This window comes from Actinoplanes sp. NPDC051388 (assembly GCF_055586225.1).
Genome location: NZ_JBVJIP010000001.1, coordinates 710,339 through 729,275, shown reverse-complemented (window position 1 = coordinate 729,275; position 18,937 = coordinate 710,339). Strand labels below are relative to the sequence as shown.

Below are 18,937 nucleotides of genomic sequence, written 5' to 3'. Positions count from 1 at the left end.
GGTTCAACCGCCCGTGCCGGGGTAGCCGACACGCATGCGAGTGGTGATCGTCGGAGCGTCGGGAAACGCCGGAACCGCCCTGCTGCGCCGTCTGCGCCGGGAGTCCGATGTCGAGATCGCGGGCGTTTCGCGCCGCCTTCCGGCGTCGGACGACATCGAGTGGCACTCGGTCGACGTCGGCGAGGCGGACGCGGCCGAGCGGCTCACCGGCGTCTTCCGCGGCGCCGACGCGGTGGTGCACCTGGCGTGGCAGATCCAGCCCTCGCACGACCAGCGGTTGCTCTATCGCACCAACGTGCTGGGCAGCCGCAACGTGGCCCGGGCGGCGGTCGCGGCCGGGGCCGGCGCGCTGGTCTTCGCCTCCTCGGTCGGGGTCTACGCGCCCGGACCCAAGCGCGCCTACGTCACCGAGCAGTGGCCCGCGACCGGGGTGCCGCAGTCGTCCTACAGCCGGCACAAGGCGCTGGTCGAGCGGCTGCTGAACCGGGTGGAGGCCGACCATCCCATGCTGCGGGTGGTGCGGCTGCGACCCGGGCTGATCTTCCAGCGGCAGAGCGGCACCGAGATCGGCCGGTACTTCGCCGGGCCGCTGCTGCCCGCGAGCCTGCTGCGGTTCCAGCGGATCCCGGTCATCCCGGACCACCCGGGGCTGCGCATGCAGGCGGTGCACGCGGACGACGTGGCGGACGCCTACGCTCGCGCGCTGCGGTCGGATGCGCGGGGCGCGTTCAACGTGGCGGCCGAGCCGGTGCTCGACCCGGAGCTCGCGGCCGAGCTGTTCCACGGGGTGCGGGTACGCGTACCCGGAAAGGTTTTGACCGGCGCGGCGGCGCTGTCCTGGTGGTTGCGGCTGCAGCCGGTCGACGCCGGCTGGGTGCATCTGGGCCTGCGGGCGCCGCTGATGAACTGCGGCCGGATCATCCGCGAACTCGGCTGGCGGGCACGGCACGACGCGGTGGCAACGCTGCGCGAGCTGATCGCCGGGATGGCCGAGCGGGCATCCGCGGACACCCCGCCGCTCTCGGGCGACCCCAGCCTGCCCGGCCGGCTGGGCGGACTGGCCCGCGGCCGCCTGCCGGGTTCCGGAAACCCCTATTAGGCGAGAACGGGTTCGGGGGTCATCCAGGTCAGTGCCGCGGTGGCGCTGACCGGGCTGGAGAAGAGATAGCCCTGGCCCAGCGGGCAGCCCAGCTCCTCGAGCACCCGGCGGTGCTGATCGCTCTCGATACCCTCGGCGATCACCGTCAGGTTCAGCGAGTGCGCCAGGCCGATGATGCCGCTGACCAGCGTGACCTGCTGCTGGTCGTGGCCGATGCCGTCGATGAAGGTCTTGTCGATCTTCAGCACGTCGATCGGGCGCTGGCGCAGGTAGCTCAGTGACGAGTAGCCGGTGCCGAAGTCGTCGATCGCGATCCGGACGCCCATCTCCTGCAGCACCGCCAGGTCGGCCCAGATCTGCTCCTCGTCGCCCATCAGCAGGGTCTCGGTGATCTCCAGCATCAGCGCCTGGGCGGGCACCCCGGCATAGTCCAGCGAGTGCCGCACCTGGTCGACGAAGCCGGTCTGGCGGAACTGGCGGACGCTGACGTTCACGCTCACGTACGGGCTGCGGGAGCGCGGCAGCACCCGGCGCCACTGCGCGACCGTGTGCAGCGCCTGGTCGAGCACCCAGCGGCCCATCGGCACGATCAGGCCGCTCTCCTCGGCCACCTCGATGAACTGGTCCGGCGCGATCACCCCGCGCTGCGGGTGGTGCCAGCGGACCAGCGCCTCGAAGCCGGCCGTGTCGCCGGTGGCCAACTCCACGATCGGCTGGTACTGCAGCAGGAAATGGCCCTCGTTGACCGCGTGGTCCAGCGCCGAGCGCAGTTCCAGCCGCTCGACCATCGCGCCGTGCAGGTGCGACTGGTAGCGCCGCCACTGGTTCTTGCCGGCCCCCTTGGCCACGTAGAGCGCCAGGTCGGCCTGCCGCAGCAGCTCCTTGGCGGTGTGCGCCTCCGGCGTGGTGGTGATGCCGATGCTGGCCACCGCCTGCAGCGCCTGCCCGTCCACGTCGATCGGCTCGGCCAGCGCGGCCAGGATCCGGTTCGCGGTCTCCTCCACCGCGCCGGGGTCCTGCACGTTCTCCACCAGCGCGGCGAACTCGTCGCCGCCCAGCCGGGCCGCGGTGTCGTCGGACCGCAGGGCCCCGGCGATCCGGTCCGCCACCGCCATCAGCAGCTGGTCGCCGACCGCGTGCCCGAGCGTGTCGTTGACCATCTTGAAGTCGTCCAGGTCGATGAACAGCACGCCGACCACCGAGCCGTCGCGGGCGCCGCGGGCCAGCGCGTGTTCCAGCCGGTCGGCGAACAGCACCCGGTTGGCCAGCCCGGTCAGCGCGTCGTGGAACGCCTGGTGGGTGAGCTCGCGCTCGAGGCGGCGGCGCTCGGTCACGTCCCGCATGGTGATGACCAGGCCGGCCACCGACTGATCCGCGCGCAGGTCACGGCAGTGCAGCTCGAGCGTCACCTCGGTGCGTCGCCGGTCCATCGCCCGGAAGTCCTGGCCCTGCTCGGGAGCGCCGTGCCCGGCCCGGATCGCGGACACCAGTCCGGCCAGGCGATGGCGGTCCACCGGGTGGATCACGTCGTACACGTCCACGCCCACCGGGTCGGCGCCGAGCACCTTGCCCGCCGACGGGCTGGCGTAGCGGACCCGGTCCTCCTCGTCGACGATCAGGATCACGTCCGAGGTGTTCTGCACCAGCGTGCGGAAGTAGGTCTCGCTGTTACGCCGGGTGACCTCCTCGCTCAGCTCGATCCGCTCCATCGCCAGCGCCACCTGCGTGGCCAGCACCTCGATCGCCTGGGTCAGGCCGGCCAGCGCCCAGTGCGGCCCGCCGACGTGCAGCACGCCGACCAGCGGGTCGCCGGTGGGCCGGTCCTGCAGCACCAGCGGGCAGCGCAGCACGGTGTTGAACTGGGTGAGCCGCACCGCGACCGCCCAGTCGACGTCGCGGGTGGACATCATCCGGGCCGCGGCGCCGGCCGCGCGGTCGTGCGCCGCCTGGGCCACGGCCTGGGGGCTGAGCGGGTGTTCCGGCTCGGCGATCGCCATCGCCAGCACCACGCCGTGCGGCACGTCGGCGGGCAGCAGCTGGGCCACCGCCTTGCGGACCGCGGCGCCGACCTCGTCGGAGTCGGCCGCGGACACCAGTGCAGCGGAGGCTTCGCGCAGGCCACGCTCGCGGGCCACGGCCAGCCGGTGGCTCTTCACGATGCCGGCCATCCGGGCCAGCACCAGCAGGAACGTGAGGGCGCTGAGGGCGCCGACCACGGCCAGGTTGGGCACCTCGCCGTGCCGGGCCACCTCGACGATCAGCACGGTCGGCGCGACCAGCGAGGCCAGCGCGAGCAGCAGCAGGCGGGAGCGGCCCAGGTCGCCGGAGTTCACCTCGGCGGGCCTGGTCAGCTCGATCATCGACGGGTGCAGCGCGGCCAGCCCGGCCGCGGCATAGAGCGGGATCCGGCCGAAGGCGGCCAGGAAGCTCACCTCGCCGGCCGGCATCACCAGGTCGTAGCCGATGTCCGCGACGAGCATCGCGACGATGCCCGCGCCGAGCAGCCCGGCGGCGACCAGGCGGTGGCCGGCGGTGGTCAGCAGCCGGGTCAGCATGGCCAGGCAGAGCAGGTCGCCGATCGGAAAGGCGATCGGGATCCAGCTCTCCGGCGAGCTCAGGTCGGTCTGGCCGATCAGCGGCGCGATGGCGTACGCCCAGGCGAGCAGAGCCGCCCCGGCGGTGACGGTGAGCGCGTCCAGCACGCCGCCCCGGTCCCGGGCGCCACCGGCGCGGATGCGCACGAACACCAGGAAGACCAGGGCGAACAGCGGGTACACCAGGATCAGCAGCCACTCGCCGGCCTCGTGCACCCACGGCACCGGGCGCACCAGCCAGGCCGGTGCGCCGAACGCGGCCCCGCCGACCCCGGACAGGCCGACGCCGAGTTGCAGGAGTCGCCACGGGGCGGTGCGGGCGGGCTTGCGGCGGCGTACGCCGATCGCGATGGCCGCCACCGCGGACCCGGCGGCGATCAGCCGGATCGGGGTCTGCAGGGAAGGCTCGAGCAGGAACGCGGCGGCGAGCACCACCATCCACGCGCCGAACAGGGCGGCTGCCAATCGTGCCGGCATCCTGCTCCTCCTCGGGTGCGTTCCGACTCGGCACCCTGATCGGTTCACCCGGGGCGCAACTGAGCGAAACTGTCCCGATGGCTGCCGACTTCGTCCGATCCCACACGATGCTCGCGCCCGTCCCGTTCGTCCCGGAGCTGGTGTTGCACCAGGCGGACGAGCCGATCGGGCTGTGGGAGCGCACCGAGGAGGGCCGCACGGAGCAGCCGCCGCCGTTCTGGGCCTTCGCGTGGGCCGGCGGTCAGGCCCTCGCCCGCTACGTGCTGGACCACCCGGTCGCGGCCGGCCGGCGGGTGCTCGACCTGGCGACCGGCTCGGGCCTGGTGGCGATCGCGGCGGCGCGGGCCGGGGCGGCGGCCGTCACCGCGAACGACATCGACCCGCTGTCGCTGGCCGCGACCCGCGCGAACGCCGAGGCCAACGGGGTCACACTGGAGATCGTCGAGGGCGATCTGCTGGACACCGACGAGCCGTACGACGTGGTGCTGGCCGGCGACGTCTGCTACAGCCGCGCGATGGCCGCCCGGATGCTGCCGTTCCTGCGGCGCTCGGCCGGCCGGGGCTCGCTGGTGCTGCTCGGCGACCCGGGCCGCGCCTACCTGCCGCCGGGTCTGGTCGAGCGGGCGGCCTATGACGTGCCGGTGGTCGAGGCCCTGGAGAGCGTGACGACAAGGCGGACGACGGTGTGGGAGGTCCCCGCCTAGGCTGCTGGGCATGGTGATCGACGCGTTCCTGTCCGCCGCCGGCACCGTCGGCGGCCTGCTGCGCTCCCCCGAGCTGGCGCGGCGGTGGGACGAGGCCAGCGCGGCGCTGCCCGAGTTCCGGGTCGGGCCGCTCGCCGGGCACCTCGGCCGGGCGGTCTTCACGACCGAGGGCTACCTGGCCGCCGAGCTGCCGCCGGACGCCACGATCGTGGACGCGGCGCGGTACATGACCATGCTGTCCACGCTCACCCCCGAGGACAACCAGCAGATCGTGGATCGCGGCTCGGCCGACGCCGGGACCGGCCCGGACGACCTGGTGCGGCGCTATGACGCGGCGGTCGCCCGGCTCACCGCGACGCTGCCCGGACTGCCCGAGGACCGGCCGATGCCGATGCGCGCGGGCCTGGTGCTGCCGTTGCGGGAGTGCTTGGTGACGCGTCTGGTCGAGCTGCTGGTGCACGCCGACGATCTGGCGGTCAGCCTGGACGTGCCGACGCCGGAGTTCGACGACGAGGCCGCCGACCTGGTGGTGAATCTGCTGGCCGGGTTCGCCCGCCGCCGGCACGGAACGCCCGCGCTGCTCCGGGCACTGGCCCGCGACGAGCGCGCCCCGGTGACGATCAGCGCGTTCTGAGCAGGTCGAGCAGGCCGAAGCCGTCCTCGACGGTCACATCCGGGTCCGGCCAGTCGCCCTCGTCCTCGACGCCGGTGCGCGCCGACGGCATCAGGATCGCCAGCTCCACCTCGGCCCGGCGCGCGCAGAGGATGTCGCGGCGGCGGCTGTCGCCGACGAACCAGCACTCCTGCGGCGGCACGCCCAGCGCGTCGGTGGCGGCCCAGATCATCTGTGGGTTCGGCTTGCGGACGCCGGCCTCGTCGCTGTAGATCTGCACCGCGAAACGAGAGTCGACGCCCGCCTTCCGCAGGAAGTCACGGTGAGCGGCGCCGCACAGGGTGTTGCTCACCACGGCCAGCGGCAGGGCGGCTTCGGCCAGCATCTCGGCGATGCCCGGGCGCAGCGCCCAGGCGTCGCGCCGGGCCCAGTCATAGCTGAGGCGGCCGATCGCGCCGCGTACCGCGATCTGCGCGGACCTCGGCCACCCACCCAGCACGAACCGTTCCCAGACCTCGGCCTGCGGCAGCTCGTCGGGGTGGTCCTCGTCGCGCCAGCGGGCATAGGCCGCGGCACCCTCGGTGAGCGAACGCTGGATCGCGCCCGGCGTGAGCGTGACCCCGGCCAGGTTGAAGATCCGCAACACCAGCTCGGGCGGCGCGGTGCGCTGCGGCGGCGCGTCCGCCAGCACGCCGCCGAAGTCGAGCAGCAGCGCCGACGGCATCAGCGCTGCGGGTTCATGCCCAGGCTCCAGGCCCGGACGCCGCCGACGATGCCCGCCGTGTTGGGCACCACCACCACGTCGTCGCCCATCCGGGCCAGCTGGGTGGGCGTGATCAGGCGCGAGTTGCCGCCACCCAGATAGACCCGGTCCCACAGGTAGACCGGCCGCAGCCCCTCGACCACGTTGCGGACCCGGCGCGACCAGAGCGCGTCGCCCAGCCGCCGCCGCTCGTGCTCGCCGATGTAGGTGTCGTAGCTCATCCCCCACCGCACCGGGGCCTGCGACATCTCCATGTGCGGCGCGAGCTGGCCGCCGTCGAAGAGCGCGCAGCCCAGCCCGGTGCCCAGCGTCAGCATCAGCTCGCACCCGGTGCCCGCGACCACCCCGGCGCCGTGCACCTCGGCGTCGTTGAGCACCAGCGTGGGCAGCCCGAACGCCTCGGCCAGCGCGGTCCGGGCGTCGAACCCGTGCCACGCGTCGACCAGCTCGGGATCGACCTTCGTCCGCGGCCCGCTGCGGGTCACGTAATGCGGCGTCGCCACCACCACGCCGTGCCGCAGCATGCCCGGCATGCCGACCGTGACGCGATCCGCCTGGGGCAGCCGCCCACCGAGCCCGACCAGGGTCTTCACAAAAAGATCAGGATGCAACGGGTACGGGGTGGGCACGCGCAGTGGCTGGGCCCGCATCGTGCCGGCGTCGTCGAGCACCGAGCCCTTGATGCCGCCGCCACCGCAATCCATCGTCAGGGTGAATGCCACGCGAACAGTGTCGCCTACGTCGCTGAACCCCGCGAGTAGTCTCGGCGCCGATGAAAATCACTTCCCGTAACGCGAACTTCCAGCAGTGGCAGGCGTTGCTCGGCAATCGCACCAAGCGGCATCACTCCGGGCGTTTCCTGGTGCAGGGTGTGCGCCCGATCACGCTGGCGGTGGAGCACGGCTGGGCGGTGGAGACGCTGATCTATCCGGATCGGCAGGCGCTCTCCGACTGGGCCCGGGAGATGCTCGATCGCAGCGGGGCGACGCCGGTGGCGATGGCCGCCGAACTGGTGGCGGAACTGGCCGAGAAGGACGAGGCCGAGCTGATCGCGGTGGTCGGCATGCCGCCGGACGAGCTGGACCGGATCACCGCCGGGCCGCGGATGCTCACCGTGGTCTTCGACCGGCCGTCCACCCCGGGCAACATCGGCACGCTGATCCGGTCGGCCGACGCGTTCGGCGCCTCGGGCGTGGTCGTGACCGGGCACGCGGCGGATCCGTACGACCCGCGGGCGGTGCGGGCCAGCACCGGGTCGCTCTTCGCGTTGCCGGTGGTGCGGGCGGACTCGCATCGTGAGGTGCTCGACTGGGTGTCCTGGCTGCGCGACCGGGATCTGCCGGTGCAGATCGTGGGCACCGACGAGCACGGCGCCGACGACGTGGCCTCCTTCGACCTCACCGGCCCCCGGGTCCTGCTGATCGGCAACGAGACGCACGGGCTGTCGGCGGGGTGGCGGGCCGCGGCCGACGCGATGGTGCGCATCCCGATCACCGGGGCGGCCAGCTCGCTGAACGCGGCCGCCGCGGCGACGGTCGTCCTCTACGAAGCGGCTCGCCAGCGCGCCCTCGGCAGCTAGGTTCCGGGCCCGGGCAGGGCGAGGCGGACCAGGTTCACGTAGTAGTCCACGCCGGTCTGCAGGACGTCGTCGTTGAAGTCGTACGCCGGGCTGTGCAGCGGCGCGGTGTCGCCGACGCCGAGGAAGGCGAAGCAGCCCGGCACCTCCTGCAGGAACGCGCCGAAGTCCTCGCTGCCGGTGAGCAGGGCGGTGTCCGGGTCGACGTCGGCCGCGGTCAGCCGGGCGGCGGCAACCGCGAGCGCGACGGCGTCCGGGGTGTTCACGGTCGGCTCGAACTCGTGGGTGTAGTCGACCTCGCACGTCGCGCCGTGGGCGGCGCAGACGCCGGCGGCGATCTCGCGGATCCGGCGTTCGAGCAGCGCCCGCACCTCCGGATCGAAGCTGCGGGTGTCGCCGCGCAGCACGACCGCGGTCGGGATGGCGTTGCGGGCGCCGTCGGTGGTGATATCCGTGCAGGACACCACGGCGGCGTCGGCCGGGTCGAGGTTGCGCGCCACGATGGTCTGCAACGCCAGCACGATCTCCGCGGCGACCACGATCGGGTCGACCACCATCTGCGGCCGGGCCGCGTGCCCGCCACGGCCGAGGATCCGGATCTCGAAGTCGTCCTCACTGGCCATGATGGCGCCGACCCGGGTGCCGATCCGGCCGGCGGGCAGCCCCGGCAGGTTGTGCAGGCCGAAGACGGCGTCCACCGGGAACCGCTCGAACAGCCCGTCGGCGATCATCGCCTTGGCGCCCAGCCCGTGCTCCTCGGCCGGTTGGAAGACCAGGTGCACGGTCCCGGCGAACCCGCCCTCCGCGGCCAGCACCCGGCCGGCGCCGAGCACCATCGCCATGTGCCCGTCGTGCCCGCAGGCGTGCGTCACCCCGCCGGGCAGCGCGAGCGCGTCCATGTCCGCTCGCAGCGCGATCGCCTTGCCTTGGTCGTTGCTCAGGGTGGCGACGATTCCGGTGCCGCCGACTCCCTCGGTGACGTCCAGACCCATCTCGCGCAGGGCCGCCGCCAGATAGCGGCTCGTCTCGTGCTCGCGCATGCCGGTCTCGGGGATCAGGTGCAGATCGCGGCGCCAGCGCCTCGTCCGGTCGTCGCTCATGCCGGCTGCAGCAGCGGTCCGATGGCGCTCACCAGCGCCACCGCGCACTCCTCGTCGGTGGCCCAGGGCAGCTGGTCGGTGAAGTTGCCGAGGAACGCGTAATTGAGGCACCCGCCCAGCAGCAGCTGCGCGATCGCGGCCGGATCCGCGGTTTGCGGCACCCGGCCGGCATTCTGCTCCGCCGCCAGATAGGCGGCCACCGCCTGCGAGACCTTCTGCGGTCCGCTGTCGGCCGCCGCCAGGAAGCCACGATGCGCGGCGAGCAGCTGCGGCTCGGCGAACAACGACGCCGCGATCGGGAACGTGCGCCGATAGAACGTCAGCGCGACCCGCACCAGCTCGCCGACGGTGTCCATCACCTCGCCCCGGCCGACGCGCTCGGGCAGCTCGGCGAGCAGCGGATTGAGCCCCGGCACGCGTTCCTTGAGCACCGCCAGAAAAATCTCTTCTTTGGTACGGAAAGACTTGTAGAGCATTGCCTCGGAGTAGCCGGCCTCCCGGGCGATCTCCTTCGTCGTGGAGCGCGCGAGCCCGATCGTGCCCATCACGTGGGCGGCGGCGTCCAGAATCCGGTCCCGGCTGCTCATTCGTCTCCTCAAGCTCTTGCTCTTCGAGACTCTACGCAAGATAGTGGTTAGTAAGTGCTCACTCACCACTCTCTCGTCGAGGAGACATCCCATGGATCTCACGGTCATCGGCGCCTCCGGCGGCACCGGCAGCCAGGTGGTCGCCCAGGCTCTGACCGCCGGGCACCGGGTCACCGCCGTGGTCCGCGACCCGGCCAAGCTGCCGCCCCTCCCGCCCGGCGACCTGAGCGTGGTGACCGCCGACGTGCTGAAGGCGGACGACCTGCGCCCCGCGATCCGCGGCCGCGACGCGGTGATCACGGCGCTGGGCCCGAGAGGCGCCGCCGACGCTTCGCCGATCGTCACACCCGCCCTGCAGGCGCTGATCGAGGCGATGTGGGCCGAGAACGTCACCCGCGTCGTGCTGGTGAGCAACAGCGGCATGCACACCACGGGAGACCCGCTGCTGATCCGCTTTCTGGTCAAGCCGCCGCTGCAGCGGGTGTTCCGCCACGCGTACGCCGACGCGATCCGCGCCGAGACCCTGCTCGAGTCCACCGATCTGGAGTGGACGATCGCCCGCCCGCCCCGCCTGACCAACGGCCGGCGCCGAGCCTCCTACCGCACCGCGACCCCGGCAAACGTGCGCTGGGGCAACAGCATCAGCCGAGCCGACCTGGCCGACTTCCTGCTGAGGGTGGCCGCCGACCCAGGCACCACCCGGCGAGCGGTGAGCCTCGCCTACTGACCCCTTTCAAATGCCCTCAGACCTTCCCTCGTCATGCCCGCAGACCTTTCGTCAGATGCCCTCAGCGAACGCGGCCCGAATGCCGTCGCCGTAGTCATCGTCCGACAGCGCGTGCAGGTGCGCCCGACCCAGCTCGAAGTGCCGACGCGCGTTGGCGTCGTCACCGAGGCGCCGGTAGTCCACCGCGAGGTTCAGATGCAGGGACGGCAGCAGGGCGGCCCGGCCACCGGGGTTGCCCCGCTCGAGGGCGCGCTGGTCGGTGAGATCAGCCATGAAGGCGAGCGCCCGGAGGTCCCAGGCGAGCTCGTCCTCGGGGTTCTCCTGCACGTCGGCCAGCGAGTGCGCGAGGAAGACCTTGGCGAAGGCGTCCGGTCCGCTGTCCACGTCGGCGACCAGGGGCTCCATGAGGGCCTTCGCTTCGGCTGAGCGCCCCTGCTCACGCAGGGCGATCCCGGCGAGGATGGTCGCGTAGGCGGGCGACTCGGCCGGACTGGTCATGCTGGCCCTCCTGCGGCGCTCACGTCTCATGGGATTCCGGACGCGCTTGGACTTGGTTTTTGGGACTTGGGCCTGCGCCTTGTCAGGCTTACCCTGACGTCGTCAGGCTAGCCCTGACGAAGAGCCCGGAGCAACCCCTTGCGGCTTTGTCAGCGGACCTCTTCGGCCCAGACTCGCCAGTCGTCCAGCACTCCGTAGAGCGCCGGGGTCAGCCAACCCGGCGCCGAGCGACGGAACACGCCCGGTTCCATCGCGCCGGCGCCGTCCGGGAGGGCGCCGACCATATGGGGCACCAGTTCGCTGAGGTTGGCCCAGTGGACCAGTTCCGGCTCGGCCGGCCACGCGCCGAGCACCACGCCGGCCGGGACGCCGCGGCGGTTCAGTGCCTCGAGTGTGAGTGCGGTGTGGTTGAGCGTGCCGAGTCCGGCGCGGGCGACCACCACTGTGCTCACACCCAGCGTGGTGGCCAGGTCGGCCAGGTTCCACGGTTCGCCGGACGGGCGCACGCCCATCGGCACCAGCAGGCCGCCGGCGCCCTCGACCAGCACCAGATCGTGTTTGGCCGCCTCGGCCCGGATCGCGTCCACCACTTCGTAGAGTTCCAGCGGCGGCATCTCCGCGAACCGTGCGGCGGCCAGCGGGGCGAGCGGCTCGGGATAGCTGGCCAGGGTTTTCGCGGTGTGCGGGGCGGCCAGGTGGTTGACCAGGTCGATGTCGGTGGGGGCGCCCTGGGCCGTACCGGTCTGGCCGGGCTTGATCACCGCGACCCGCAGCCCGGCCGCCTCCGCCGCGGCCGCGATCGCCGCGGTGACGATGGTTTTGCCGACATCGGTGTCGGTGCCGGTGACGAGCACGACGCCGCGCCACTCACCGGATTCGGCCGGCCGGGGTGCGGGCTCGGCGACCGGCTCCGGTGCCTGAGCCGCCAGTTCGGCCTCGATCTCATCACTGAGCTGTTCGCCCAGGGCCGGTGAGCTCTCGGCGGGACCGTCCGGCAGATCCGGCGCGGGCCCGATCGGCCCGGGCGACACGGGGATGTCGGGATTCGGTTCCGCCGGGCCATCCGGTCGCGGCGCGGGCGGAGCTGAGGGAGCGGGCGGAATCGACGGCGCGGGCACATCCGGCACGGACGCAACCAGCGCACCGACCTCCGCCGGCGGGAGAGCTGAAAAAGAAGGGGAAGAGGTCACGGTGCGCACTCCACGATCACGTCGAGGGCTCGGGCGAAATCCGTGTCGGACACGCCGGCGTTCAGGGTGATGCGAAGACGACTGGAACCGTCCGGTGTGGATGGTGGGCGAAAACATCCGACGGCGATGCCCCGGTCCCGGCAATCCGCGGCCCACGCGACCGCCGCCTCCGGCCCGGGCGCCGGCACCGACAGCACCCCGGCGCTCGGCCGGGTGACCGCGAACCCCGCGCCCCGCAGGCGGCTCACGGCCGCGGCGCCGCGCGCGACGAGCAGCGCCCGGCGATCCTCGGCAACCCGGGCCACCCCCAGCGCGGCGCGCACCCCGGCGACCACCGCGGGCGGCGCGGCCGTGTCATAGATGAACGTGCGACCGGTGTCGATCAGGTGCCGGATGAACACCGCCGGACCCACCACCACCCCGCCCGCCCCGCCGAGCGACTTGGACAGCGTCGCGGTCACCACCACGTCGAGCTTCCCGGCCAGCCCGGCCGCGGCCACCCCGCCCGCGCCCTGCGGCCCCAGCACCCCGACCGCGTGCGCGTCGTCCACCAGCAGCACCGCGCCGCGGGCCGACGTGACCGCGTGCAGCTCGGCGAGCGGCGCCAGGTCACCGTCCACCGAGAACACCGACTCGGTCACCACCACCGCGTCGCGGCCGGGCGCGCCGTCGAGCAGCGCCGCCACCGCGTCCGGGTCGGCGTGCGGCGCGACCACTACCTCGGCCCCGGACATCTTGCAGCCGTCGATCAGCGAGGCGTGGTTGTAGGCGTCGCTCACCACCAGCGTGCCGGCCGGCGCGAGGGCCCGGACGGCGCCGATGTTCGCCAGATAGCCCGACGAGAACAGCAGCGCCTGCTCGGCGCCCAGCCAGGAGGCGAGTTCGCCCTCCAGTTCGGTGTGCGCGTCGGTGGAGCCACGCACCAGCCGGGAACCGGTGGCTCCCAGCCCGTACCGGGAAAGGGCCTCGGCGGAAGCGGCGATGACCTCGGGGTGGACGGCGAGGCCGAGGTAGTCGTTGCCGGCCAGATCGACGACCCCGTCGTCGGCCGGGCGCGGTCGCAGAGCGCGGGTGAGTCCGGCCTTGGCCCGGGCGCGGGCCAGGCGCTCAAGCGCCGCCAACCAGCCCGCCAAGGAAGCCTCACATTCACCCGGGAAAGTGCTAGATCGGCAAACTATCACCCAGGTTTTCGCGGCCCGGGCGCTGTGTAGGGTACGAACATGCCAGAGATCCTCGACCGGGCGCGGGCCCAGGTTCTTGCCGACGGCGCCGGGCTCGATGAGGAGTCGATCCTGCGGGTGTTGCGATTGCCCGACGAGGATCTGCCGGCGCTGCTGCAGCTGGCGCACGAGGTGCGCATGCGGTGGTGCGGCCCCGAGGTCGAGGTCGAGGGCATCGTCTCGCTGAAGACCGGCGGCTGCCCCGAGGACTGCCACTTCTGCTCGCAGTCCGGCCTGTTCACGTCGCCGGTGCGGGCCGTCTGGCTGGACATCCCGGCGCTGGTCGAGGCGGCCCGGCAGACCGCCGCGACGGGCGCCACCGAGTTCTGCATCGTGGCCGCCGTGCGCGGGCCCGACCAGCGCCTGATGGACCAGATGCGGGAGGGCGTCAAGGCCATCAAGGAGGCGGTCGACATCCAGGTGGCGGCCAGCCTCGGCATGCTCACCCAGGAGCAGGTCGACGATCTGGTCGAGATGGGCGTGCATCGCTACAACCACAATCTCGAGACCTGCCGCTCCTACTTCACGAACGTGGTGACCACCCATTCGTGGGAGGAGCGCTGGAGCACGCTGAAGATGGTGCGCGAGTCGGGCATGGAGGTCTGCTGCGGCGGCATCCTCGGCCTGGGCGAGTCGATCGAGCAGCGCGCCGAGTTCGCCGCGCAGCTGGCCGAGCTGAGCCCGCACGAGGTCCCGCTCAACTTCCTCAACCCGCGGCCGGGCACGCCGCTGGGTGACCGCCCGGTGGTCGAGGGGAAGGACGCGCTGCGCGCGATCGCGGCGTTCCGCCTGGCCATGCCGAAAACCATTCTGCGGTACGCGGGCGGCCGCGAAATCACCCTCGGCGACCTGGGCACCCGGGACGGCCTGCTGGGCGGCGTCAACGCCGTGATCGTCGGCAACTACCTGACCACGCTGGGCCGCCCGGCGACCGCCGACCTCGACCTGCTGGCGGAGCTGAAGATGCCGGTCAAGGCGCTGTCGGCCACGCTGTGAGCTTCTGCGACCGGTGCGGCGACCCGCTCGCCGCCCGTGACCACAGCGCCTGCGCGGCGGCCCGGCGGCTCGAACCGCCGCGGTTCTGCCCGCAGTGCCGCCGCCGGATGAAGGTGCAGGTGGTCCCCACCGGCTGGACGGCGACCTGCGTCGAGCACGGCGTGCGGGCGTCCTGATGGTCTGGACCAGGCTGCGCGGCAGGTCCGTGACGTTGCGGATCGCCGAGGAGGCGGACGTCGCCGAGCTGGTGCGGATCCGCTCGACGCCCGAGGTCCATGCCCGCTGGCGGGGTGCGGACGTGGCCGCGGACACGCGCGAGGCGATCGCGGACGACAGCCTGGTCTACTACGTCATCGAGGTCGACGGCCGGGTGGCCGGCGGCATCCAGTGGGCGGCCGAGGAAGACCCGGAATATCGGCACGCGAGCATCGACGTCTTCGTCGACCCGGCGGTGCACGGCCGGGGCGTCGGCACCGACGCGGTCCGCACCCTGGCCGTCCACCTGGTCGACGACGAGCACTTCCATCGCCTGGTGATCGACCCGGCGGCGGACAACGTCGCGGCGATCCGCTGTTACGAGAAGGTGGGCTTCCGGCCGGTCGGCATCATGCGCCAATATGAGCGCGGCGACGACGGCTGGCACGACGGCCTGCTGATGGACCTGCTCGCGGCCGAGCTCATCCGCTGACGCCCGGGTCTGCCGACGCCGTCGACCGTGGTGAGCCCGTTTCCGGGCCCACCGCAGCCGCTCTCACCCCGCTTCGCGGGAGTCTCGTCCGGACCGGGCGGGCGTGCCGCCGGTCGCGGGTGCGCCGCCTGGCACCGGCATCGTCACGGTCAGCATGGATCCGTCGCGGTCGGCCGGCCCGGCGCCCAGCCGGCGCAGCGTGCGCAGCATCGCGACATTGTCCGCCGTGGCGTGGCTGACCACCGCCGCGAAACCGTTCCGGCCGGCCCAGGCGACCAGCCGCCGCAGCAGTGCGGTGCCCAGCCCGCGGCGCTGCCAGGCGTCCTCCACCAGCAGTGCGGCCTCGCCCAGATCGCCCTCGGCGAGCAGGCCGGCCATCGCGACCACGTGCTCCTCGCCGCTGCGCGGGTCGACGTGCACGGCCAGCAGGGTGAGCCCGCCGACCGGCTCGAGCAGCCGGCGCAGCCGGGCGTCCGGCGGCGCCCCACCCGGGTAACGCGCCTGCCGGGTGGCCGCCGACGACCGGGCGTGCATGCGCAGAACGCCCTCGCAGTCCTCCGGCGTCGCCGGGCGCAGCACCAGCTCGGCGCCGTCCGGCAGCAGCAACGCGGTCTCCTCGGCCTGCTGCCGCAGCAGCGCGCCGGAAAGCTCGATCAGGGCCTGGGCCCGGGCGTATTCGGCAGGGGTGAACGCCGGCGCCGGGCGCAGCACCTCGAAGGCGCCGCCGGCCGGATCGGCCAGCGTCATGCGGCCCGCGGAGAAGCCGTGCCCGGCCACCCCGTCGGGCCGCCAGCGCACCTCGGACGCGTCGAGCAGGGCGACCAGCGCCTCACCCAGCCCGTCGGGGTCGTGCACCAGGCGGCCCGCCAGCGCCAGCGCGCGGGTGGGCTGGTCGGCCAGGCCCTGCGCCTCGGCCCGCGAGACGAACGCGTCGCGCCCCCGGCCCCGGGCGATCGCCGCGAGCATGTCGGCCTCGGACATGGTGTCGGGCGCATCGACCAGGAAGTCGTCGACCGCACCCGCCTCGGTGGTGTGCACCTGCACGGCCAGGATGTTCACCGACCGCAGCGCGAGGCTGGCGGTCAGCACCGACAGATAACCCGGGCGGTCGTCGACCGTCGCCCTGATCCGCCACAGCGCCATGGCCCGGCACCCCTCTCGGATCCGTTCGCCTGAACCAAATCAAGAGTGCCGCGCCGGTGTTAACCCGACATTGCTTATGCGGGAAGAACTATGAGGGGTCGATCACAGCGGAGGAGACGACCGGCGGCACGCCCGCCTGGTCGAGCCGGTCGCCCAGAATCACCGCGGCGGCGCGCACCAGCTGGGCCACCCGGTCGACCTCGGTGATGTGGAAGGCGGCGGCGGGCAGCTCCGCGTCGTCACAGCGGGCCACCACGAGCACCAGCCCGGCCCGGCCGAAGGGCGCCACCGCGTAACGCGTGTTGTCCGAGCCGATCATCGGGCGGGCGCGCAGCGGGGTGACCTCGGGCAGCCGCAGCGGGGAGGGCGCGCGCCAGCTCGCATAGGCCGTCGTCGGTTCGTTGCCGAGCTGCAGATCGGGACCCGCGGAGAGGGGTCGTGGCGCGCCGGACCGGGCGGCCCAGTCGGCCGGCACCACGGCGGCGGCGGCCCAGTCCGCGGCCAGCAGGCCCGGCACGGCGTCGACCAGGGTCGCCAGGCCGTCCGCGGGGTTGGCCGCGACCTGCGCGAGGAGCTCGGCGTCGTGCCCGCCGGCGACCGGCGCGCCGATCGCCGTCCACACCCCGTCGACCTGCACGCCCGGGATCGCGGCCAGCCCGGCCAGCAGTCGCTCGACACGTGCTGCGCCCGGCCAGACGACCGAGAAGTCGTCCACCGCCCGGCCGCCGAGTCGCTCCAGCACCACGACCTGGACGATGTCCGCTCCGGCGACGCCCAGCGTGCGCGCCACCTGGCCGAGAGCCCCAGGGCGGTCCGGCAGGGTGACCCGTACCCGCAGCAACATGCAACTCCTCCCGTCGAGACGACGGCATGCCGACGCCGCCCGTTGGCGACCACCTTGCCAAAGTGGCGTTTCACACCCGTTGCGCCGCCGTGTCCCAGTCGTCAAGGGGCAGCGTATTGCCGTCTATGTGCTGCTGCGACGGACCAGATGGGTGTCCAGCAGAACGTGCGAAACCCCGTCCGCGCGGCCGGTGATCAGGTCGATCAGCAGCCCGGCCAGCCGCCGGCCCATCTCCTCGACCGGCTGATGCACGGTGGTCAGCGGCGGATCCGTCCGCCGGGCCACGTCGGCGTCCTCGAAACCGGCCAGCGCCACCTCGCCGGGCACCTCGCGCCCGGCCGCCCGCAGCGCCCGCAGCGCCCCCGCGGCCATCAGGTCGGACGCCGCGAACACCGCGTCCAGCTGCGGGTCACGGGCCAGCAGGCTGCGCATCGCGGCATGCCCGCCGGCCTCGGTGAAGTCGCCGTACGCCACCAGCTCCGGCCCGTCCAGCGCGGCCCGGTAGCCGGCCAGCCGATCACGGCCCACCTGCATGTCCTGCGGCCCGGCCACCGTCGCCACCCGCCGCCGGCCCAGCCCACGCAGGTGCTCGACGGCCAGCCGGGCGCCGGCCACGTTGTCCACGTCCACGAACGCATCGTCCGGCCCGGGTGCGGCCGGCCGCCCGCCGAGCACGAACGGCATCCCCCGCGCCCGCAGGATGCCCGGCAGCGGATCGTCGTCGTGCAACGAGAGCAGCAGCACGCCGTCGACGTGCTGCCCGGTCAGGTGCGCCTCGACCCGGCGGCGCTGCTCGGGCGTGGCGGCCATGGCCAGCCAGAGCTGCAGCGGCGTCTCGATCAGGGCGGCGTTGATGCCGCGCAGCACGGCGGCGAAGAACGGCTCGCCGAACACCCGCTCCTGCGATTCGGACACCACCAGGGCGACCGAGTCGGTGCGCTGGGTGACCAGCGAGCGGGCCGCGCGATTGGGCACATAACCCAGCTCGACGACGGCGGCCTCGACCGCGGCCCGGGCCTGCGCGCTGACCTGCGCGGAGCCGTTCAGCACCCGGGAGGCGGTGCCGCGGCCGACCCCGGCCAGCGCGGCGACCGCGTCGAGCGTGGGGCGCTGACCGGGCCGGGACATGCGGGCATTATCCCGGCGTCGGCGCGAATGACATAGATATTGTTGCGGCATGATCTGCCGGGCTTGCAAGGAACGGCGGCACGAGGACTGCAAGGGCGGGTCCTGGTGTGACTGCCAGCATCGGCCGGTCGAGCCGGTGCCGCCGGTGACCGGCCCGCCGGGCTCGTGAACCGGGCTCGTGAAATACACGCGGTTGTGGCCGCTGCCGAGTGCGGAGATCGACGAGTCCGCGCTGGCCGCGTGCTATCCACGGGAGGACCGGCCGACGCTGCGGATGAACTTCGTCTCGAGCGTGGACGGCGCCGCCACCGTCGACGGCAGGTCCGGTGGGCTGGGCAGCCCGGGTGACAAGCTGATCTTCGACACGCTGCGGATGGTCTGTGACGCGCTGGTGGTGGCGGCCGGCACGGTTCGGGCCGAGAACTACGACGCGTTACGACTCACGGCGCCACAGCGGGAGTGGCGGGAGGCTCGCGGGCTTTCCGCGTACCCGATGATGGTGGTTGTCTCGAGATCTCTTGATCTTGATCCTGAGCAGCTCGTCTTCAGCGACGCGCCGGTGCGCCCGATGGTGCTGACCGGCGCGGGCGCCACGCCGGCGGCAAGACTGGCGGACGTCGCCGAGATCGTCACCATGAGCGATCTTGCGGAGGGTCTCGCCAAGCTGCGGGAGCGCGGCGCCGGCCAGGTGCTGTGCGAGGGCGGGCCGAGCCTCTTCGGGTCGCTGATCGCCGCCGACCTGGTCGACGAGCTGTGCCTGACGGTTGCGCCGCTGCTCACCACCGGCGACGCGGGCCGCATCGCCAACGGACCGCCCGCCCCGGCGCGCGAGATGTCGCTGCGGCAGGTCCTGACCGTCGACGACACCCTTTTCCTCCGGTACGCGAGACGCTAGCGCTTGTGGATAGAGCTGTGCACAACCACTAGTTCTTGTGGAAACTCGATGCCAACCGACGTGGGGTCCGTCGATTTGTCGTACCGAAGGTGCAC

Annotated in this window: 20 protein-coding genes; 9 read left to right on the top strand and 11 right to left on the bottom strand. The window is 72.9% G+C overall.

Features of this window, described 5'->3' with window-relative positions:
- The first annotated feature begins 34 nt into the window (after positions 1–34).
- Entirely contained in the window at positions 35–1,099 is a 1,065-nt protein-coding gene (locus tag ACZ6TI_RS03495) for an NAD-dependent epimerase/dehydratase family protein (protein WP_465343379.1), read from the top strand.
- Here ACZ6TI_RS03495 and ACZ6TI_RS03490 read toward each other — a convergent pair.
- Positions 1,096–4,170 (bottom strand): EAL domain-containing protein, encoded by a 3,075-nt coding sequence (locus ACZ6TI_RS03490; protein WP_465343378.1) that lies wholly within the window; start codon positions 4,168–4,170, stop codon positions 1,096–1,098. The two genes, ACZ6TI_RS03495 and ACZ6TI_RS03490, sit on opposite strands and share 4 nt — an antisense overlap.
- 77 nt (positions 4,171–4,247) lie before the next feature.
- Here ACZ6TI_RS03490 and ACZ6TI_RS03485 point away from each other — a divergent pair, with 77 nt between their 5' ends.
- The gene (locus tag ACZ6TI_RS03485) at positions 4,248–4,874 is read left to right on the top strand and encodes a class I SAM-dependent methyltransferase (protein ID WP_465343377.1); all 627 of its coding nucleotides are present in this window, start codon (positions 4,248–4,250) and stop codon (positions 4,872–4,874) included.
- 10 nt (positions 4,875–4,884) lie between these two features.
- The gene (locus ACZ6TI_RS03480; RefSeq protein ID WP_465343376.1) at positions 4,885–5,508 is read left to right on the top strand and encodes a maleylpyruvate isomerase N-terminal domain-containing protein; all 624 of its coding nucleotides are present in this window, start codon (positions 4,885–4,887) and stop codon (positions 5,506–5,508) included.
- Here ACZ6TI_RS03480 and ACZ6TI_RS03475 read toward each other — a convergent pair.
- Together ACZ6TI_RS03475 and ACZ6TI_RS03470 are read right to left on the bottom strand one after the other, a co-directional pair.
- On the bottom strand, positions 5,495–6,211 hold the full coding sequence (locus ACZ6TI_RS03475; protein ID WP_465343375.1) for an HAD family hydrolase: 717 nt from the start codon (positions 6,209–6,211) through the stop codon (positions 5,495–5,497). The two genes, ACZ6TI_RS03480 and ACZ6TI_RS03475, sit on opposite strands and share 14 nt — an antisense overlap.
- The gene (locus tag ACZ6TI_RS03470; protein WP_465343538.1) at positions 6,211–6,954 is read right to left on the bottom strand and encodes an ROK family protein; all 744 of its coding nucleotides are present in this window, start codon (positions 6,952–6,954) and stop codon (positions 6,211–6,213) included. The genes ACZ6TI_RS03475 and ACZ6TI_RS03470 overlap by 1 nt, the downstream gene beginning before the upstream one ends.
- 68 nt (positions 6,955–7,022) lie before the next feature.
- On the opposite strand from ACZ6TI_RS03470, the gene ACZ6TI_RS03465 reads away from it, so the two are divergent.
- Positions 7,023–7,829 (top strand): TrmH family RNA methyltransferase, encoded by an 807-nt coding sequence (locus tag ACZ6TI_RS03465; protein ID WP_465343374.1) that lies wholly within the window; start codon positions 7,023–7,025, stop codon positions 7,827–7,829.
- Here the strand turns inward: ACZ6TI_RS03465 and ACZ6TI_RS03460 are convergent.
- Positions 7,826–8,926, bottom strand: a complete 1,101-nt coding sequence (locus ACZ6TI_RS03460; protein ID WP_465343373.1) for an amidohydrolase — start codon at positions 8,924–8,926, stop codon at positions 7,826–7,828. The two genes, ACZ6TI_RS03465 and ACZ6TI_RS03460, sit on opposite strands and share 4 nt — an antisense overlap.
- Positions 8,923–9,513 carry a TetR/AcrR family transcriptional regulator gene (locus tag ACZ6TI_RS03455; RefSeq protein WP_465343372.1) on the bottom strand — a complete coding sequence of 197 codons (591 nt, stop codon included), beginning with the start codon at positions 9,511–9,513 and terminating at the stop codon, positions 8,923–8,925. Before ACZ6TI_RS03455 ends, ACZ6TI_RS03460 begins: the two co-directional genes overlap by 4 nt.
- A gap of 91 nt (positions 9,514–9,604) precedes the next feature.
- Here ACZ6TI_RS03455 and ACZ6TI_RS03450 point away from each other — a divergent pair, with 91 nt between their 5' ends.
- On the top strand, positions 9,605–10,240 hold the full coding sequence (locus tag ACZ6TI_RS03450) for an NAD(P)-dependent oxidoreductase (RefSeq protein WP_465343371.1): 636 nt from the start codon (positions 9,605–9,607) through the stop codon (positions 10,238–10,240).
- A 51-nt stretch (positions 10,241–10,291) separates the two neighbouring features.
- Here the strand turns inward: ACZ6TI_RS03450 and ACZ6TI_RS03445 are convergent, their stop codons facing one another.
- From ACZ6TI_RS03445 to ACZ6TI_RS03435, 3 genes are all read right to left on the bottom strand, one after another.
- Positions 10,292–10,738, bottom strand: a complete 447-nt coding sequence (locus ACZ6TI_RS03445; RefSeq protein ID WP_465343370.1) for a hypothetical protein — start codon at positions 10,736–10,738, stop codon at positions 10,292–10,294.
- A 149-nt stretch (positions 10,739–10,887) separates the two neighbouring features.
- Positions 10,888–11,592: a dethiobiotin synthase gene (bioD, locus tag ACZ6TI_RS03440; protein ID WP_465343537.1), complete on the bottom strand. Its 705-nt coding sequence runs from the start codon at positions 11,590–11,592 to the stop codon at positions 10,888–10,890.
- Positions 11,593–11,924: 332 nt separating this feature from the next.
- A complete protein-coding gene (locus ACZ6TI_RS03435; protein WP_465343369.1) occupies positions 11,925–13,061 on the bottom strand; it encodes an 8-amino-7-oxononanoate synthase in 1,137 nt (378 codons plus the stop codon).
- Between the two features lie 87 nt (positions 13,062–13,148).
- On the opposite strand from ACZ6TI_RS03435, the gene bioB reads away from it, so the two are divergent.
- The 3 genes from bioB to ACZ6TI_RS03420 are packed head-to-tail and all read left to right on the top strand — an operon-like array spanning position 13,149 to position 14,832.
- Positions 13,149–14,144 (top strand): biotin synthase BioB, encoded by a 996-nt coding sequence (gene bioB / locus ACZ6TI_RS03430; protein WP_465343368.1) that lies wholly within the window; start codon positions 13,149–13,151, stop codon positions 14,142–14,144.
- Positions 14,141–14,320: a biotin synthase auxiliary protein BsaP gene (gene bsaP, locus ACZ6TI_RS03425; protein WP_465343367.1), complete on the top strand. Its 180-nt coding sequence runs from the start codon at positions 14,141–14,143 to the stop codon at positions 14,318–14,320. Before bioB ends, bsaP begins: the two co-directional genes overlap by 4 nt.
- On the top strand, positions 14,320–14,832 hold the full coding sequence (locus tag ACZ6TI_RS03420) for a GNAT family N-acetyltransferase (RefSeq protein ID WP_465343366.1): 513 nt from the start codon (positions 14,320–14,322) through the stop codon (positions 14,830–14,832). The genes bsaP and ACZ6TI_RS03420 overlap by 1 nt, the downstream gene beginning before the upstream one ends.
- Before the next feature lie 63 nt (positions 14,833–14,895).
- Here the strand turns inward: ACZ6TI_RS03420 and ACZ6TI_RS03415 are convergent, their stop codons facing one another.
- From ACZ6TI_RS03415 to ACZ6TI_RS03405, 3 genes are all read right to left on the bottom strand, one after another.
- Positions 14,896–15,975: a GNAT family N-acetyltransferase gene (locus ACZ6TI_RS03415; RefSeq protein ID WP_465343365.1), complete on the bottom strand. Its 1,080-nt coding sequence runs from the start codon at positions 15,973–15,975 to the stop codon at positions 14,896–14,898.
- An 88-nt stretch (positions 15,976–16,063) separates the two neighbouring features.
- Positions 16,064–16,819, bottom strand: coding sequence for an ACT domain-containing protein (locus ACZ6TI_RS03410; protein WP_465343364.1), 756 nt, complete (start codon positions 16,817–16,819; stop codon positions 16,064–16,066).
- Between the two features lie 123 nt (positions 16,820–16,942).
- A complete protein-coding gene (locus ACZ6TI_RS03405) occupies positions 16,943–17,947 on the bottom strand; it encodes a LacI family DNA-binding transcriptional regulator (RefSeq protein ID WP_465343363.1) in 1,005 nt (334 codons plus the stop codon).
- Between the two features lie 178 nt (positions 17,948–18,125).
- Between ACZ6TI_RS03405 and ACZ6TI_RS03400 the strand changes: the two genes are divergently transcribed.
- Positions 18,126–18,842, top strand: a complete 717-nt coding sequence (locus tag ACZ6TI_RS03400; RefSeq protein ID WP_465343362.1) for a pyrimidine reductase family protein — start codon at positions 18,126–18,128, stop codon at positions 18,840–18,842.
- The last annotated feature ends 95 nt before the right edge of the window (positions 18,843–18,937 follow it).

What these genes read in the sequence shown, in the direction of transcription:
- ACZ6TI_RS03495 (WP_465343379.1), top strand. Translation starts at nt 35, where the DNA reads ATGCGAGTGGTGATCGTCGGAGCGTCGGGAAACGCCGGAACCGCCCTG.
- ACZ6TI_RS03490 (WP_465343378.1), bottom strand. Translation starts at nt 4,170, where the DNA reads ATGCCGGCACGATTGGCAGCCGCCCTGTTCGGCGCGTGGATGGTGGTG.
- ACZ6TI_RS03485 (WP_465343377.1), top strand. Translation starts at nt 4,248, where the DNA reads ATGGCTGCCGACTTCGTCCGATCCCACACGATGCTCGCGCCCGTCCCG.
- ACZ6TI_RS03480 (WP_465343376.1), top strand. Translation starts at nt 4,885, where the DNA reads ATGGTGATCGACGCGTTCCTGTCCGCCGCCGGCACCGTCGGCGGCCTG.
- ACZ6TI_RS03475 (WP_465343375.1), bottom strand. Translation starts at nt 6,211, where the DNA reads ATGCCGTCGGCGCTGCTGCTCGACTTCGGCGGCGTGCTGGCGGACGCG.
- ACZ6TI_RS03470 (WP_465343538.1), bottom strand. Translation starts at nt 6,954, where the DNA reads ATGGATTGCGGTGGCGGCGGCATCAAGGGCTCGGTGCTCGACGACGCC.
- ACZ6TI_RS03465 (WP_465343374.1), top strand. Translation starts at nt 7,023, where the DNA reads ATGAAAATCACTTCCCGTAACGCGAACTTCCAGCAGTGGCAGGCGTTG.
- ACZ6TI_RS03460 (WP_465343373.1), bottom strand. Translation starts at nt 8,926, where the DNA reads ATGAGCGACGACCGGACGAGGCGCTGGCGCCGCGATCTGCACCTGATC.
- ACZ6TI_RS03455 (WP_465343372.1), bottom strand. Translation starts at nt 9,513, where the DNA reads ATGAGCAGCCGGGACCGGATTCTGGACGCCGCCGCCCACGTGATGGGC.
- ACZ6TI_RS03450 (WP_465343371.1), top strand. Translation starts at nt 9,605, where the DNA reads ATGGATCTCACGGTCATCGGCGCCTCCGGCGGCACCGGCAGCCAGGTG.
- ACZ6TI_RS03445 (WP_465343370.1), bottom strand. Translation starts at nt 10,738, where the DNA reads ATGACCAGTCCGGCCGAGTCGCCCGCCTACGCGACCATCCTCGCCGGG.
- bioB (WP_465343368.1), top strand. Translation starts at nt 13,149, where the DNA reads ATGCCAGAGATCCTCGACCGGGCGCGGGCCCAGGTTCTTGCCGACGGC.
- ACZ6TI_RS03420 (WP_465343366.1), top strand. Translation starts at nt 14,320, where the DNA reads ATGGTCTGGACCAGGCTGCGCGGCAGGTCCGTGACGTTGCGGATCGCC.
- ACZ6TI_RS03415 (WP_465343365.1), bottom strand. Translation starts at nt 15,975, where the DNA reads ATGGCGCTGTGGCGGATCAGGGCGACGGTCGACGACCGCCCGGGTTAT.
- ACZ6TI_RS03410 (WP_465343364.1), bottom strand. Translation starts at nt 16,819, where the DNA reads ATGTTGCTGCGGGTACGGGTCACCCTGCCGGACCGCCCTGGGGCTCTC.
- ACZ6TI_RS03405 (WP_465343363.1), bottom strand. Translation starts at nt 17,947, where the DNA reads ATGTCCCGGCCCGGTCAGCGCCCCACGCTCGACGCGGTCGCCGCGCTG.